A 15,524-nucleotide genomic window follows, 5' to 3' on the forward strand; every position below is an offset into this window, starting at 1 on the left:
GGTGACGACCCGGGTGCGAGGACCGCCAGCCACCCACCGCACCGCCAGTGACGACCCCGGTGCGAGGGCCGCCAGCCACCCACCGCACCACCGGTGACGACCCGGGTGCGAGGGGCACCGGCCGCCCACCGCACCACCGGTGACGACCCCGGGCGCGGGGGTCACCGGCCACCCACCGCACCGCCGGTGACGACCCGGGTGCGGGGGCCGCCGGCCGCCCATCGCGCCGCCGGTGGCGGTCAGTCGCAGCCGGCGTCCTCCTTCGCGCGCGGCCAGGCCTCCACTCCGTGGGAGGTGCGGACGTAGGCCGTGTTCCGGTCGTCCGTGAACCAGAGCTGCCGGCCCCGGTGGTGGTATCCGGTGTCGTGGGCGGCGGCGGGCATGCGCACGTTCCCGCGGTACGGCGCACGGAGCAGGCCGTCCCGGCCGAGCACGCCCTCGGGGTCGCGGACGTACTCACGGCCGTCCAGCCGGAGGAAGTGGGCCGACTGCCGGCCGCAGTGCGCGGAGCCGGCGGAGCCGCTGATCCGGATGACGGGCAGCCGGATGCCGTGTCCGTCGGTCCACACCTCCCAGCCACAGGCGGCGTACCGGGCGGGCAGTTCGGCGGTCGCAGGAGGCGTTCGTCTCCGGGCCCCAGCCGGGCCGGTCCCTCTGGTCCCTGGCCACCACGACCGCCACCTTCGTACCCCCGGCCACGTCGAAGGAGTACAGGACCCGGTCCGCGGACCGGCGCTCGACGCGGTAGCCGCTGTCGGGATCCTGCGGCTCGGCCACGTCGAGGTACCGGGCCAGTCCCTCCCGCGGGGTGGCACCGCCGTCGGCGGTGCTCCACGCGTCCGGGCCGGAGCCCTCGAAGATCTCCCCGTCGCACTCCAGCGCCCGGCCGGCCGCGCCGGAGGCCAGGCGCAGGGCTCGCGGCCCGGTGCCGTCGGTGTTCCTGGTGGGCACGTACAGCGGGCCGTTGTAGGGGGACGCCGGGGGCGTGCCCTTCACCACCAGGCCGGGGTGGTGGCCCGTCGTCACAGCCCGCCGCCGTCACGGCCGTCAGCGCCGCCACCGCCGCCGCCACGATCTCTCTGCGCATGCCCGCCCCTTTTCTGCCGTGCTGCCGTGCTGCCGTGCACTCCCGCGACGCCGGGGACGGCCGGAACGTTCAGCGGATCCGCCGGCGCCGGCACGGGCGTCACCGGACGTGGCAGGATCCTGTCGGAGGTTGGCCGTCGTGCCATGTTCCGGACGGGCGGACTCCGGCAGGCTGGGTCACCATGAGCGATGTGAACACGATGCGAGCCATCAGCCAGGACGTCCTCGGCGGTCCCGAGGTACTGCGGTACGTGCAGATGGAGCGGCCGAAGCCGGGCCCCAACCAGGTGCTGGTACGGGTGCGGGCGGCCGGGGTGAACCCCACCGACTGGAAGCACCGGGCCACCGGCGGGTTCCTGGGCGAGCCCCCGTTCGTCCTCGGCTGGGACGTGTCCGGCGAGGTCGTCGAGAACGGGATCGGCGCCGCCGCCTTCGCGCCCGGCGACGAGGTCTTCGGCATGCTGCCGTACCCCTTCGGCCACGGCTCGCACGCCGAGTACGTGCTCGCCCCGGTCCGCGCCCTGACCCGCAAGCCGGCCTCGATCGACCATGTCCAGGCCGGCGCGCTGCCGCTGGTCTCCCTGACCGCCTGGCAGGCGCTGACCGAGCACGCGGACGTGCGGCCCGGGCAGCGGGTGCTGATCCACGCGGCGGCCGGCGGGGTCGGGCACGTGGCCGTGCAGATCGCCAAGGCGCGCGGCGCGTACGTGATCGGCACGGCGAGCGCGGGCAAGCACGGCTTCCTGCGGGAGATCGGCGTGGACGAGCCCGTCGACTACCGCTCCACCGACGTCACGGAGGCGGTGCGGGACGTGGACGTCGTCCTGGACACCCTCGGCGGGGAGACGGCCGTACGGTCCCTGCGGACACTGCGGCCCGGCGGGGTCGTGGTGTCGATCCTGCCGGGAGGCTCCCAGGAGTTCTACGACGAGGCCGAGCGGCTCGGCGTGCGGGGGGTGCGGATGCTGGTCGACGCCGACCGCGCCGGGATGCGGGCGGTCGCGGAACTGGCGGAGTCCGGGAAGCTGACGGCGACGATCGCCGGGACGTTCCCGCTGTCCGACGCCGCGAAGGCGCACGAGCTGGGTGACACCGGGCGGACGACGGGCAAGCTGGTGCTGCTGGCGGACTGAGCGGGCCCGGCGGCCGGCCCGGGCGCGCCAAACTCGAAGACATATGTCAATCGAACATGCTCAAATTCCTTCCATCGAGGGTAACTTGACGATCGGGAACCGACGTCCGGGCGCGGGTGGGAGGTGGTGCCGAGGTGCGACACGAGCCCGAACCCCTCACCCGGCAACTGGGCATGTACACCTGCCGTGGGCACACGGTGCTGGAGTTCCGGGGTGAGATCGACATCGTCGCGGCGGCGGAGATCGGCCCGTTCCTCGACCGCGTGACCGGCCGGCCGGGTGCGCGGGTCGTGATCGATCTCAGGCCGGTGGAGTTCTTCGACTGCTCGGGGCTGCGGCTGCTCTACCGGGCGCGCGTGCGGGTGCTGGAACGCGGCGGACAGCTGCACCTGGTGTGCACGCACCCGCTGACCCTGCGCGTCCTGCGGGTCACCGGCCTGGCCCGGCTGCTGCCCGCACACCCGGACCTGGCGGCGGCCCTGGCCCGCTCCGAGGCCGCCTCCGGCTCGTTGTGAGAGGCAACGCGCCTGCCTGATCCGGCCGTTGGCGGGAACGCGGTCAGCAGGAAGGAGGGCCGTCGCGATGACGACTCCCGTCAGACGCCTGCCCGGCTGGGCCAAGGCCTTGGCCGCGCTCGTGATAGTGCTCGCCGTGCTGTTCGCCGGGATCCGGCTGGCCGTACTGCCGGGCATCAAGGACCTGTTCGGCACGGAGACCCACGACCGTTCCGGACCCGCACTGCTGAAGTCCGTCCGGGACATGAGCCGTTACGACGCCGCGTCCGGCACCTTCCAGGTCGTCGTGGACCTGGAGAAGGACGCCAAGTTCCTGCCGGACGCGATCCGCGGCACCCGCACCCTCTACGTCGGCGCGGGCACCGTGGACGCCTACGTCGACCTCGGCCGGATCGGCGAGAACGACGTCACGGTCAACGGCGACCGTACGTCCGCCACGCTCCGGCTGCCGCACGCAACACTCGGCACTCCCGCCCTCGACCCCCGTCACTCCTACGCCGTGTCCAAGCAGCGCGGGCTGCTGGACCGGCTCGGCGACCTGTTCTCGGACAATCCCAACAGCGAGCAGGCCGTGCAGAAACTCGCCGTCCGGCACATCGGCGACGCGGCCAGGAGCAGCGGGCTGACCGCCCGCGCCGAGCACAACACCACCGGCATGCTCCAGGGCCTGCTGCGCTCCCTCGGCTTCCAGGAGGTGCGCATCTCCTACCGCGGCTGACCGGCCGGGTCAGCCGCCCGGTACGCCCGGCCGGGCGCGGCCGTCCGGCGCGGGCGGGTCACGGCGAGAGCGGTGCGGGACACCGTCGGCAGGGCGGGGCGGCCCCCAGCAGCACGCCGTGCGCGGTCCGGTGGACGGAGGCGTGGGCGCCGCCTGACCCGCCTCGCCCAGGTGTGCGGCGATGTGTCCGGCAGCCGCTGGAGGCCATCCCGGCTCACTCCGGACGCGGGCGCGCCCGGAGTGAGCCGGGAGCGTGAACGGATCCCGCGGGTGGGTGCCGGGCGGCGGCATCCCGGGGCGAGGCGCGGGTAAGCGGCTTACGGAACGCGGAGGTTGACGACTGGAGGACCCGATGGCCCGAACCGCCCTGCGCCTGCCCGCGGTGCTGCGTACCGCGAGGAAGCGGCCCGAGGCCGAGGAACCCCGTCCACCGGCCGTACGGCGGCACGCGCTGCCGTTGCCCGTCCGGCTGCTGGCGGTCCTGGTCGCGTTCGCCTTCATGGTGGCGTTCGCCGTCGTACTGGCCCGGATCACTCTCCAGCCGTCCCCTGCGTCGGTGTCCCTGACGCACAGCAACCTGCACCCGGGCAGCTCCCTGAGGGCCTATCTGGAGCATGCGCCGGTACGGGACGCGCTCCGGCAGCTCGGCGGGAACGTGCTGCTCGGCGTGCCGTTCGGGGTGCTGGTGCCGGTCCTCGCGCCGCGCGCCCGGGGGATGCTGCACGTCCTCGTGCTGACCGCGCTGGTGATGCTGATGGTGGAGCTGGTGCAGGGGGCGCTGGTCACCGGGCGGGCCTTCGACATCGACGACGTCATCCTCAACACGACCGGGGCGCTGCTCGGTTGGCTGATCCTGGGGCGGCGGCTCGGTCGCGGGGTGCACCGGCGGGTGCCCGAGCCCTCGGCGGAGTGAGGGCGGGCAACAGGTCCGTACCAGAGTATTGACGGGCCCTTATCTCACTTCTTAAATCAAGAGGCATCGCATTCGCTCCCCCCACACCGAACGGAGAGCCATGGCCTCCCCGCGTCTGCTCCGCAGATGTCTCCTCGCCGCCCTGTCCGCCGCGCTGATCGGCTCCGCCGCCGTCGGCCCCGCGCGGGCGCAGACCACCGCCCCCGCGGCAGCGGCCGCCACCACCTTCTCGGACACCTTCGACGGGCCCGCGGGTGCCGCGGTCGACTCCTCGAAGTGGACCCTGGAGACCGGTGACAACGTCAACAACCACGAACGGCAGTACTACACGTCGGGCACGAAGAACGCCGCCCTGGACGGCCAGGGCCACCTGGTGATCACGGCCCGGAAAGAGAACCCGGCCGGCTACCAGTGCTGGTACGGCAGCTGCCAGTACACCTCGGCCCGGCTGAACACCGCCGGCAAGTTCCAGGCCACCTACGGCCATGTCGAGGCCCGGATGAAGATCCCGCGCGGGCAGGGCATGTGGCCCGCGTTCTGGATGCTCGGCACGCCGGTCAACTGGCCGGACTCGGGCGAGATCGACGTGATGGAGAACGTCGGCTTCGAACCCTCTACCGTGCACGGCACCATCCACGGCCCCGGCTACTCCGGGTCGGGCGGCATAGGCGCCGGCTACACCCTGCCGAACGGGCAGGCCTTCGCGGACGCCTTCCACACCTTCGCCGTCGACTGGGCGCCCGGGTCGATCACCTGGTCGGTGGACGGCACCGTCTACGAGCGGCGCACCCCCGCCGACCTGGGCGGGAAGACCTGGGTGTACGACAACAAGCCGTTCTTCCTGATCCTGAACCTCGCGGTCGGCGGCTACTGGCCCGGCGACCCCGACGCCTCCACCCAGTTCCCGCAGCAGCTCCTGGTGGACTCGGTGTCGGTGACGACCGCGAACAGCCCCTCCGGTGTGCCGGTCCGGGGCCTCGCCGGCAAGTGCGCCGACGTCGCCGGCGCCAACAGCGCCAACGGCACGCCGGTCCAGCTCTACGACTGCAACGGCAGCCCCGCACAGCAGTGGACCGTCGGCTCGGACGGCACGCTCCGGGCGCTCGGCAAGTGCCTGGACGTGACGGGCGGCGGCACGGGCGACGGCACGGCCGTCCAGCTGTGGGACTGCAACGGCACCCCGGCGCAGCGGTGGACCGTCACCGCGGCGCACGACATCGTCAACCCGCAGGCGGACAAGTGCCTCGACGTCACCGGGAACAACTCGGCCAACGGCACCCGGCTCCAGCTGTGGACGTGCTCGGGCGGCGCCAACCAGAAGTGGACGGTCGGCTGAGCCGTCCGCTCAGTGCACTCGCCAGGTGTACTTGTCGCCGCCCACGAAGCGGACCACGTCCGGGTCGTCCAGATCGTGGATGGGAAGGCCGTGGGCGGCGGCGGCCTCCAGCACGTCCGTGACGGTCCGCGCCTCGCCGATCACCTCACCGTCGATCTCCATGATCCTGAACGGCGGCTCGCCCGGCCTGCCCGGGCACACGCCGAGGACCAGGATCCGCGGACGGGACATATGGGGAACTGCTTGTTCGGTCATGCCATCGAGGGTAGAACGCAACCCGCCCGGGCGGGTCATCCGCCGGAGCCCTCCAGAAGATCGAGAACCGCCTTCTCGACGGGCCCCTGCGTGGCCGGACGCCCGAAGTCCCCGTGCTCACCCAGCCGGGTGAGCGCGGGGGCGATGGTCACCCCCTGTTCGAACAGCTCGAAGACCTTCGGGTCGATGTACGACGCCCGGCACACCGCCGGGGTGTTGCCCAGGTAGTGGCTGACCTCGCGGACGGCCCGGGCGATCTGCCGGCGCCGGGCCGCCTCGGTGGCACGGGCGTGGCGTGTGGTCACGGCGACCGCGACGGAGGCCAGCACGGTGGCGTGCCAGGTGCGGAAGTCCTTGGCGGTGACGTCGGTGCCGGTCAGCCCGCGCAGCGCCGCGTTGAGGTCGTCGCCGTGCAGGTCGTGCCAGGCGCCGCCCTCGTGGAAGGCGAGGAAGCGGTCGCCGCCGCCCGGGCGGCGCAGCAGCGCGAGGGCGACGGTGCGCACCTGGTCGTCGACGAGGGCGCGCACCATCTCGACGCCGCCCTTCGCCGGGAAGTTGAAGGTGATCTCGCCCCGTCCGCAGGCGACGTGCTCGCGGAGCATGGTCGTCAGGCCGTAGGTCTCACTGGTGCGGGTGTGCCGGTCGCTGCCGATGCGGAAGAAGCCCAGGTCGAGCAGGCGGACCGCGCAGGCGGTCACCCGGGCACGGCTCAGCCCGCGCCCGGCCAGGTCCAGGGCCACCTTGGCGCGCAGCTCGGGCAGGGCCCGCGCGACCTGCCGTACGTGCTCGTGCTTGGCGCGGTCCTGCTCCGCGCGGAACTGCTCGTGGTACAGATACTGGCGGCGCCCGGCCGCGTCGGTGCCGACGGCCTGGAGGTGGCCGTTGGGCCAGGGGCAGATCCACACGTCACGCCAGGCGGGCGGAATGGTCAGGGCGCGGACGCGGGCGAGCTGTCCGGGATCGGTGAGGCGCTCGCCGGTGCAGTCGACGTAGCGGAAGCCCCGGCCGCAGCGGATGCGCCGGTAGCCGGGGCCGTCGCAGGAACTGGTCCGCAGTCTCATCGGCGTCTCAGGGCCGGCGCCAGTCGTCGCTGGTCAGGTGCGAGCCGGCCTGGGGGCCCATGCGCAGCATGCCGCCGTCCACGCTCCAGGAGGCGCCGGTGACGTAGGAGGCGTCCGGGCTCGCCAGGAAGGCGATGACCGCGGCGACCTCACGGGCGTCACCGGGCCGGCCGAGCGGGACGCCGGGGCGGCTCACGGTGTGCACGTCGGTGTCCTCCTGGCCGGTCATCGGGGTGGCGATCTCGCCCGGCGCGACCGCGTTCACGGTGATGCCGTACTCGGCCAGCTCCAGGGCCATCACCTGGGTGAGCAGGCCGAGGCCGCCCTTGGCCGCGCAATACGGGGCCGCACCGACCCGGGGCTGGTGCTCGTGGACGGAGGTGACGTTGACGATCCGGCCGCCGTCGCCCTGCCGGATCATGCGCCGGGCGGCCCGCTGCCCGAGCAGGAACGGGCCGACGAGGTCGACGTCCAGGACCCGGCGCACCTCCGCCGGGTCCAGGTCGAGGAAGGGGGTCATGGTGCCCGTACCGGCGTTGTTGACCAGCACGTCGACGCGGCCCAGCTCCTCGCAGAGCCCGTCCACGGTGTCGGCGGCCTCGGGCGGCCGGGTGAGATCGAGCCGGCCGACGACGGCCCGGCGGCCGTGCGCGCGGATCTCCCGAGCGGTCTCCTCGGCGCCCTTCTCGTCGGAGTGCCAGGTGAAAGCGACGTCCAGGCCGGCCTCGGCCAGCCGTACGGCGGTGGCGCGGCCGATGCCGCTGTCCGCGCCGGTGACGACCGCCGTGCGGCGTGATGCGGCTGGGCTGGGCATGACGGCCTCCTCGCATACGGGTGATCACCGCAGTACCCGGGGCCGGTGCGGGCAAACCGGTGCCGGGCGTGCACCGCGGCGGGCGGGCGTGGGGCGTGTCGTGCGGTTCGCCGCGCCCCCGCGGGGTGCCCGATGTGAACCTGGTGTGCATGGAACCCGTCGCCGCACTGGACCGGATCGCCTTCCTGCTGGAGCGGTCCCTCGCGCCCACCTACCGGGTACGGGCCTTCCGCACCGCCGCCCGGGTGCTCGCCGCGCTGCCCGGGGAGGAGGTGGCCCGGCGGGCGGCGGGCGGGACCCTGGAGACCCTGAAGGGCGTCGGGCCGAAGACCGCCCAGGTGGTGCGGGAGGCGCTGGCCGGTGAGGTGCCCGGCTATCTGCGCACGCTGGAGGAGGAGGCCGGTGCCCCGGCCCCGGCGGACGGCCCCGGCGCCGCGCTGCGGGCCCTGATCCGCGGGGACTGCCACACGCACTCGGACTGGTCCGACGGGGGCAGCCCGATCGAGGAGATGGGGCGGGCGGCGGCCGGACTGGGACACGAGTGGACCGTGCTCACCGACCACTCGCCCCGGCTGACCGTGGCCCGCGGGCTGTCACCGGAGCGGCTGCGGGAGCAGCTGGAGGTGGTGGCGGGGCTGAACGCGCGCTGGGCGCCGTTCCGGCTGCTCACCGGCATCGAGTGCGACATCCTGGAGGACGGCTCGCTGGACCAGGAGCCGGAGCTGCTGGAGCGGCTCGACGTGGTCGTGGTGTCGGTCCACTCCAAGCTGCGGATGGACGCCCGGTCGATGACGCGCCGGATGGTGGCCGCCGTCCGCAGTCCGCACGCCGATGTCCTCGGGCACTGCACCGGGCGCCTGGTGACGGGCCGGGGGCGGCCGGAGTCGGAGTTCGACGCGGCGGAGGTGTTCGCCGCGTGCGCCGAGTCCGGCACGGCCGTGGAGATCAACAGCCGTCCGGAGCGCCTGGACCCGCCCCGGCGGCTGCTGCGCGCGGCGGTCGGGGCGGGCGTGCTGTTCGCGGTGGACACCGACGCCCACGCACCCGGCCAGCTGGACTGGCAGATCCTCGGCTGCGCCCGGGCCGAGGAGTGCGGGGTGCCGCCCGAGCGGGTGGTGACGACCTGGACGGCCGGGGAACTGCTGGGCTGGACGCGCGAAGGACGGCTGCCGGCACGCGTGGCCGGGGCCGGGCGTGGTACCCGGCCGGAGAGCTGAAGAGGAAAGGACCCCCATGGACCGCGCCGCCGTGTTCGACGTCGACGGAACCCTCGTCGACACCAATCACCTGCATGTCGTGACCTGGTGGGAGGCGTTCCGGCAGGCGGGTCACGACGTGCCCATGCACGCCGTGCACCGGGCCGTCGGGCTGGGTTCCGAGGACCTGGTCGCCCATCTGCTCGGTGACGACCGGGACAAGAAGCAGGACTCGGCGCTGAGCGCCGCGCACAAGGCGCTGTACGGCCAGTACTTCGACCGGCTGCCCGCCCTGCCGGGGGCCGCCGATCTGCTGCGGCGGCTGCGCGGGGACGGCTGGACGGTGGTCCTCGCCACCTCGGCGAGCGGTGCCGAGCTGGGCGCGCTGCGCCGGGCGATCGGCGCGGACGACGCCATCACGGACACGGCGAGCGCCGACGACGTACGGGAGGGCAAGCCGGCCGCGGAGCCGGTGGAGCACGCGCTGGAGCTGGCCGGGGTCCCGGCCTCGCGGGCGGTGTTCGTCGGGGACACCGTCTGGGACATGCAGGCGGGCAGCAAGGCCGGCGTCCGCTGTGTGGGGGTGCTGTGCGGGGGGCTCCCCCGGGCCGACCTGGAGGAGGCGGGCGCCGAGGCCGTGTACGCCGACCCGGCCGACCTGCTGGACCGCCTGGCGGAGAGCCCGTTCGGCGGGGAGTGACGCAGGTCATGCCGGCCGGGTGGAACACCGCGAGGTGGTTGCCCGTTGAACCATCCGTGGGTGTGGACGGGACAGTGTCCCCGGGCCTCACCTTCTGCCCACAGGGACGATCGTCCGGCTGAAGCCCTGTGGAGCGTCTCGCCGCGAGGCGACCGCCGTCCGCACCCACCTCCGACCGCCCCGGCCGTGATTCCCCCGTCACGGCCGGGGCTTCTCTGTGTCCGGCAGCCTGCCCGGCGGCCCCTTCACCGGCCGGTGGAGCCCGCCGCGGCCGCTACGGCCGTCCGCCCGGGCACGGCCCCGAGGAACTCCCGCAGGTCCGCCGTGAGCAGCTCCGCGTGCGTGGTGAACAGGCCGTGGCCGCCGTTCTCGTAGACCTTCAGCGTGCCGTCCGGCACCAGGCGTGCCGCACGCTCCCCGGTGAGGGCCACCGGCGCCGAGGTGTCGTGGGTGCCGTGCACGACGAGCACCGGGACCCCGACCGTGGGCAGCTCCGCGGTGAGATCCAGGCCGGCGACCACGGCCCGGACGCCGTTCGAGGCGCGCGGCGTCGCGGTGAGACAGCGGTCGATCAGATGGCGGACGTACTCCGGCGACACCTCGTTGCCGGGCCGGTGCACGGCGAAGAAGTCGTCGGCCGAAGCGGCGAAGTACGCCGCCCGGTCACGCCGGAACACCTCGTCGTCGGCCTGGACGACCGCCGGGTCAAGGCCTTCCGGCAGGCCCGGCGAGCGGACCAGGCCCGGGGTGACCCCGGCGACCAGCGCGGCACGGGCCACCCGCGCCGTACCGTGCCGGGTCAGGCAGCGGACCACCTCGGCGGTGCCGACCGAGTGCCCGATCAGCGTGACCTCGCGCAGGTCCAGCTGGTCCAGCAGGCCGTGCAGGTCGTCGGCGAGGGTGTCCAGGTCGTGCCCCGTCCAGGTGTCCTCCGACCGGCCGTGGCCCCGGCGGTCCAGGCCGACGCAGCGGTAGCCGGCCTCCGCGAGCGGCAGCATCTGGTGCTCCCACATGTCGTGGCCGAGGTAAGCGCTGGCGACGAAGACGGCGACGGGCCCGGTGGCGGGACCGTGGTCGGCGTAGTGCAGACGGGCGCCGTCGACGGGGCTCGCGAAGTACGGCATGGGGGCCTCCTGGGCTTCCGGTACGGATCCGGCGGCGGGACGGGACGTCCGCCGTGCTCGGTGATCCGATGGTTCCGCGGAAGGGGCCGCGCGGTCGATTACCCGTGACGTCATGCCGCGTGTGCGGGCACGGTGCCCGGGTACCCGGCCGCTCGTCCCAGCCCCCGCCGTGACGACGAGAGGAGCCGAAGGTGAGCAGCTCAGTGGGCAGCAGGGTCGTCGTGACCGGCGCCACCGGCAACGTCGGGACGAGTGTCGTGCGTCTGCTCTCGGAGGATCCCGCCGTCAAGTCGGTGCGGGGACTGGCCCGGCGGACGCCCGAGTGGTCGCCCGCGAAGACCGAGTGGTCCGCCGTCGACCTGGCCTCGGACCGGGCGAACCTCGCGGAGCGCCTGGAGGGCGCCGACGCCGTGATCCATCTGGCCTGGGCGTTCCAGCCGACCCACGATCCGGCCACCACCTGGCGGACCAACGTGCTCGGCAGCATCCGGGTGTTCGAGGCGGTCGCCGCGGCCCGGGTGCCGGTGCTGGTGCACGCCTCCTCCGTCGGGGCGTACTCGCCGGGGCCGAAGGACCGTGCGGTGGACGAGACCTGGCCCACACACGGCTGGCCGGACGCCGCGTACTGCCGGGAGAAGGCCTACCTGGAGCGCACCCTGGACGTGTTCGAGCGCGACCACCCCGAGGTGCGGGTGGTCCGCATGCGGCCCGCGTTCCTGTTCAAGTGGGAGTCGGCGAGCGAGCAGCGGCGGATCTTCGGCGGGCGGTTCCTGCCCGGGCCGCTGCTCCGGCCGGAACTGCTGCCGTTCCTGCCGGACGTCCCCGGCCTGCGGGTGCAGGCCCTTCACACGGACGACGCCGCCGAGGCCTACCGGCTCGCGGTGCACACGGACACCGCCCGCGGCCCCTTCAACCTGGCCGCCGATCCCCCGCTGGACGCGGGCGTGCTCGCCGAGCTGCTCGGCTCACGGCCGGTGCGGCTGCCGCGTACGGCGGTCCGGTCGGCCATCGCCGCCGCGTGGGGACTGCATCTGCTGCCCGCCTCACCGCACCTGTTCGACGCCGTGCTGCGGCTGCCGATGATGGACAGCGGCCGGGCACGCACCGAGCTGGGCTGGCAGCCGCGGTACACGGCGACCGAGGTCCTCCAGGAGTTCCTGGACGGCCTCCGGAAGGGCGGCGGCATGGAGACCGAGCCGATGCGGGGACGCAAGGTCGGCTGAGCACATCACCGAGACCCACAGTTCGAGCCGAAGAGGAGCGGAGAGAACCATGGCGGTGCAGGAACCCGGTGCCACGTCCGGAGCCGAGGAGCGGCCGGTGCCCAGGGACATGCCCGATCAGCAGGCCGGTCCCGGCGAGGACCTGCTGGACGCGCCCGACGAGGACGCCGTGCCGGACGAAGGAGCCGTGCCGGACACCGACGAAGCCGGCAGCGGCCCGCAGGGCGCGCCCCGGCAGGACACGGTGCACCAGGAACATCCCGGGGCACAGGAACCGACGGACTGAGATCACCGTACGGGCCCGGCCTCCGTACAGGTCCGCGTGCGGGGGCCGGCTCAGCGGGGGGCGCGTTCCTGGAGGGCGGTGCGCCAGGCGGGCAGCCGGGCCTCGCCGGCCGGTTCCGGGCGCCGTCCGCCGCTGGCGAAGAACCCGGCCAGCGGCAGGATCGCGGCGCCGACCGTCACCGCGTCGGGCCCCAGCCTGCCGAGGTCGATGGTCACCTTGTCGGCCGGGTGCCGCAGGGCGTACGTCGCCGCGTGCCGGCGTACGGCGGGCAGGAAGCGGGTGCCGAGCTGGAGCCCGGCCCAGCCGCCGATGAGGATGCGCTCGGGCTGGAAGAGGTTGATCAGGTCGGAGAGGCCGGCGCCGAGGTATTCGGCGGTCTCCTCCAGGACGGCCAGCGCGACCGGGTCCGCCGCCTCGCCCTCGGCCGGGTAGGCGGCGGCGAGCATCGCGGTGAGCGCGGTCTCCTCGTCGGTGTCCGCCGGCGGCCGGCCGCCCTCCTCCCGCCAGCGGGCGAGCAGCGACTCGGCGCCCGCGTACGCCTCCAGGCAGCCGGGCGCGCCGCAGCGGCAGCGGCGCCCGCGCACCCGCACCGTCAGATGACCCCACTCCAGGGCCCGCCCGTGCTCCGCCTCGGGAGTGACCAGGCAGGCGCCGACGCCGGAACCGAACAGCACGACCACGGCGTTGCGGGCCCCGCGGCCGGCCCCGAACCACATCTCCGCCTGGCCGAGGGTCTTGGCGCCGTTGTCGATGAAGTACGGCACCTCCTCGGGAAGGGGTGAGGCCGAGCGGAGCAGCCGCTCCAGCGGGACGGCGTCCCAGCCGATGGTCTGCCCGTGGACCACGGCACCCCGGTCCGGGGAACGCTCGACGATGCCGGGGACGCCGACGCCGACACCGAGCAGCCGGTCGGGATCGGCCTGCGGGGCGGTGAGGACCTCGGCGACGCCGTCGCGGATATGGCCGGCGATGACGTCGACGTCGTAACCCTGCGGGGTCAACGGCCGCTCCGTGCGGGCGAGTTCGGTGAGGGCGAGGTCGAACAGCTCCACGCGGACGCGGGTCTCGCCGACATCGACGCCGATCATCTGGCCACTGTGCGGGGCGACACGCAGCAGGGTGCGGGGCCGGCCGCCGTCGGAGTCGACACTGCCGGCCTCCTCGACCAGGCCGTCGGCGACCAGGTCCGCGACCACGTTGCTCACCGAGCCGGAACTCAGCCCGGTGGCGGGACCCAGTTCGAAGCGGCTGAGCGGGCCGTCGAAATACAGCCGTTGCAGCACCGCCGTGCGGTTGCCGCGCCGGAGATCACGTACCGTGCGTCCGTTCCGCCCCGCCATGTGGTTCCTTCCCATCCCCTGCCCGACCTGCAACATACCTCCCGGCCAGCACCGGACGCGACTTCACACGAACCCTTATTTCAAACTATGAGCGAAGCGGGTGCCCGGGCGTGCGGCGCCCGGGTTCGGGGGCTCAGGGGGGCGGACCGGCCCCGGGGCGGGGGGCGCCAGGCCTTCCGGGACTCAAGGCGTTCGACCGGCAGGGGCGGGGAGCGCCAGGCCTTCCGGGACTCAAGGCGTTCGACCGGCAGGGGCGGGGGGCGCCAGGCCTTCCGGGACTCAAGGCATTCGACCGGCAGGGGCGGGGGGCGCCAGGCCTTCCGGGACTCAAGGCATTCGACCGGCAGGGGCGGGGGGGCGCCAGGCCTTCCGGGACTCAAGGGGTTCGACCGGCAGGGGCGGGAGCCAGGACGCCCGGGGGGCGGGCGGGGGCCGGGAGCATAGGCGGCCCGGGTCGGCGGGGATCGGGGGTTCGGCGGGATCGCAGGTTCGCCGGGATCGCAGGTTCGCCGGGACCTGGAGTCCGGTGGGAACGCAGGCTCAGCGGAGCCGGGAGGCTCGGCAAGGCCGCAGGTTCCGCTGAGCCGTGCAGCTCGGCGCAGCCGCAGGCCCGGCGAGGGCACCGATGCGGGTCGGATCGGCCGGATGGCGGGTGCGGCGACTTCGCAGGATCGGGGAGGCCGCGGGCTCGGCGGACGTGCGGGCTCGGGAGGTCCGGCCGAATCGGCTCAATCGCGGCTCGGCGGAGCCGGGTTGGCTCGGCGGAGCCGGGTTGGCTCGGCGGAGCCGGATTGGCTCGGCAGAGCCGGATTGGCTCGGCGGAGCCGGGTTGGCTCGGCAGAGCCGGATTGGCTCGGCGGAGCCGGGTTGGCTCGGCAGATGTCCTGTGGCCGTGAACCCGGTCGTTCCGTCATCCAACCCAGTCGACGCCGACAACGCCGCCGGCGTCGCCCCGGCACACCGGCTGAGCGGGGTTGCCGATGCCGCTTCTCGACATGCGCTGGGCCGCAAGAGGCCACTTGGACAGGGAAATCGCAACTTCGACATGGCTCGCAGAGGCAGCTACCTTCAACTGGCCTTCGGTGGTCGCCCACGGTCGCGCAGGGGTTGCTTCAGGCTGGGCCACCCGCGACGGGATGAGTCGGTCACGCCCCACGAACCCTCGCCCCCATGCGTAGGCCACCGAACCGGGTCCACGCCAGGCAGCCCCGACCAGGGAGAGACGCATGCCCCATCTTGCTCTGTACACATTCGGCGTCCTGAAGTCGCCTCTCGCCGATCCCGCACCTCTCACGCGGGAGTTCCACCGAAGCGGTGAGGCCGTCTACCGGGAGATCGGCCAGCACCCCGGATACCTCGCTCGCGCTGAAGCGGCAGACCGCAGCCGGGGCATGTTCGACTCGGACTGGGGTGAATGGGGAGAGTTCGCCGTACCGACCTGGTACGGCAAGGGCCATACGTTGGAGACCACGGCCCTGGCCGCGACCCTCTCGCTCTGGACCGATCTGCGCCCCGCCTTCGACGCCATCTACACCGGTCTGCACCGTGCGGCGCTGAACAGGCGTTACGACTGGTTCGAGAGGACGGGACACCCGGGTTACGTGATCTGGTGGGTCTCCGACGGCGTGATACCCACCTGGCAGGACGGGGTTGCCAGGCTGGAGCACATCCACGACCACGGCTCCGCGCCGCACGCCTTCAGCTTCCACCACTCGTTCGCCCCGGACGGAACTCCCACCGGGATCACAGGCATCGGGCCGAAGAGCGACCAGGTTCGCTGACAAGGAACCTGAACGATTGGATTCGTTGCGACCGCCTCGGGAG

General features: G+C 73.7%; 17 protein-coding genes. 10 read left to right on the plus strand and 7 right to left on the minus strand.

The features are described 5' to 3' along the window. Positions 1 to 239 precede the first annotated feature (239 nt). Together ABZ117_RS21345 and ABZ117_RS21350 are read right to left on the minus strand one after the other, a co-directional pair. Positions 240 to 389 (minus strand): hypothetical protein, encoded by a 150-nt coding sequence (locus ABZ117_RS21345; RefSeq protein WP_356822954.1) that lies wholly within the window; start codon positions 387 to 389, stop codon positions 240 to 242. A 67-nt stretch (positions 390 to 456) separates the two neighbouring features. Further along, on the minus strand, positions 457 to 1,026 hold the full coding sequence (locus ABZ117_RS21350) for a hypothetical protein (protein ID WP_356822956.1): 570 nt from the start codon (positions 1,024 to 1,026) through the stop codon (positions 457 to 459). 242 nt (positions 1,027 to 1,268) lie between these two features. Between ABZ117_RS21350 and ABZ117_RS21355 the strand changes: the two genes are divergently transcribed. The 5 genes from ABZ117_RS21355 (at position 1,269) to ABZ117_RS21375 (ending at position 5,701) form a co-directional block, all read left to right on the plus strand. Further along, a complete protein-coding gene (locus ABZ117_RS21355) occupies positions 1,269 to 2,219 on the plus strand; it encodes an NADP-dependent oxidoreductase (RefSeq protein ID WP_356822958.1) in 951 nt (316 codons plus the stop codon). A 134-nt stretch (positions 2,220 to 2,353) separates the two neighbouring features. Continuing rightward, positions 2,354 to 2,734, plus strand: a complete 381-nt coding sequence (locus ABZ117_RS21360) for an anti-sigma factor antagonist (protein WP_356822960.1) — start codon at positions 2,354 to 2,356, stop codon at positions 2,732 to 2,734. Between the two features lie 67 nt (positions 2,735 to 2,801). Further along, on the plus strand, positions 2,802 to 3,452 hold the full coding sequence (locus ABZ117_RS21365; RefSeq protein ID WP_356822962.1) for a DUF4230 domain-containing protein: 651 nt from the start codon (positions 2,802 to 2,804) through the stop codon (positions 3,450 to 3,452). Positions 3,453 to 3,804: 352 nt separating this feature from the next. After that, positions 3,805 to 4,365 carry a VanZ family protein gene (locus ABZ117_RS21370; protein WP_356822964.1) on the plus strand — a complete coding sequence of 187 codons (561 nt, stop codon included), beginning with the start codon at positions 3,805 to 3,807 and terminating at the stop codon, positions 4,363 to 4,365. Between the two features lie 100 nt (positions 4,366 to 4,465). Next, on the plus strand, positions 4,466 to 5,701 hold the full coding sequence (locus ABZ117_RS21375; protein ID WP_356822966.1) for a family 16 glycosylhydrolase: 1,236 nt from the start codon (positions 4,466 to 4,468) through the stop codon (positions 5,699 to 5,701). Between the two features lie 9 nt (positions 5,702 to 5,710). Here ABZ117_RS21375 and ABZ117_RS21380 read toward each other — a convergent pair whose 3' ends face one another. The 3 genes from ABZ117_RS21380 to ABZ117_RS21390 are packed head-to-tail and all read right to left on the minus strand — an operon-like array spanning position 5,711 to position 7,831. Next, on the minus strand, positions 5,711 to 5,956 hold the full coding sequence (locus ABZ117_RS21380) for a hypothetical protein (protein ID WP_356822968.1): 246 nt from the start codon (positions 5,954 to 5,956) through the stop codon (positions 5,711 to 5,713). 35 nt (positions 5,957 to 5,991) lie between these two features. Beyond that, positions 5,992 to 7,017, minus strand: coding sequence for a DNA topoisomerase IB (locus tag ABZ117_RS21385; RefSeq protein ID WP_356822970.1), 1,026 nt, complete (start codon positions 7,015 to 7,017; stop codon positions 5,992 to 5,994). A 7-nt stretch (positions 7,018 to 7,024) separates the two neighbouring features. Beyond that, positions 7,025 to 7,831 carry an SDR family oxidoreductase gene (locus ABZ117_RS21390; protein WP_356822972.1) on the minus strand — a complete coding sequence of 269 codons (807 nt, stop codon included), beginning with the start codon at positions 7,829 to 7,831 and terminating at the stop codon, positions 7,025 to 7,027. Between the two features lie 149 nt (positions 7,832 to 7,980). Between ABZ117_RS21390 and ABZ117_RS21395 the strand changes: the two genes are divergently transcribed. Beyond that, the gene (locus ABZ117_RS21395; protein ID WP_356822974.1) at positions 7,981 to 9,048 is read left to right on the plus strand and encodes a PHP domain-containing protein; all 1,068 of its coding nucleotides are present in this window, start codon (positions 7,981 to 7,983) and stop codon (positions 9,046 to 9,048) included. 16 nt (positions 9,049 to 9,064) lie between these two features. Then, the gene (locus ABZ117_RS21400; RefSeq protein ID WP_356822976.1) at positions 9,065 to 9,727 is read left to right on the plus strand and encodes an HAD family hydrolase; all 663 of its coding nucleotides are present in this window, start codon (positions 9,065 to 9,067) and stop codon (positions 9,725 to 9,727) included. Between the two features lie 245 nt (positions 9,728 to 9,972). Here ABZ117_RS21400 and ABZ117_RS21405 read toward each other — a convergent pair whose 3' ends face one another. Next, entirely contained in the window at positions 9,973 to 10,851 is an 879-nt protein-coding gene (locus tag ABZ117_RS21405; RefSeq protein WP_356822978.1) for an alpha/beta hydrolase, read from the minus strand. 191 nt (positions 10,852 to 11,042) lie between these two features. Between ABZ117_RS21405 and ABZ117_RS21410 the strand changes: the two genes are divergently transcribed. Both ABZ117_RS21410 and ABZ117_RS21415 read left to right on the plus strand, forming a co-directional pair. Continuing rightward, positions 11,043 to 12,074, plus strand: coding sequence for an SDR family oxidoreductase (locus ABZ117_RS21410; RefSeq protein ID WP_356822980.1), 1,032 nt, complete (start codon positions 11,043 to 11,045; stop codon positions 12,072 to 12,074). 49 nt (positions 12,075 to 12,123) lie between these two features. Beyond that, the gene (locus ABZ117_RS21415) at positions 12,124 to 12,360 is read left to right on the plus strand and encodes a hypothetical protein (protein WP_356822982.1); all 237 of its coding nucleotides are present in this window, start codon (positions 12,124 to 12,126) and stop codon (positions 12,358 to 12,360) included. 50 nt (positions 12,361 to 12,410) lie between these two features. Here the strand turns inward: ABZ117_RS21415 and ABZ117_RS21420 are convergent, their stop codons facing one another. Then, entirely contained in the window at positions 12,411 to 13,700 is a 1,290-nt protein-coding gene (locus ABZ117_RS21420) for an ROK family transcriptional regulator (protein WP_356822984.1), read from the minus strand. A 1,226-nt stretch (positions 13,701 to 14,926) separates the two neighbouring features. Between ABZ117_RS21420 and ABZ117_RS21425 the strand changes: the two genes are divergently transcribed. Next, positions 14,927 to 15,481, plus strand: coding sequence for a DUF3291 domain-containing protein (locus ABZ117_RS21425; protein ID WP_356822986.1), 555 nt, complete (start codon positions 14,927 to 14,929; stop codon positions 15,479 to 15,481). The last annotated feature ends 43 nt before the right edge of the window (positions 15,482 to 15,524 follow it).

Source organism: Streptomyces sp. NPDC006309 (genome assembly GCF_040613095.1).
Lineage (GTDB): Bacteria > Actinomycetota > Actinomycetes > Streptomycetales > Streptomycetaceae > Streptomyces.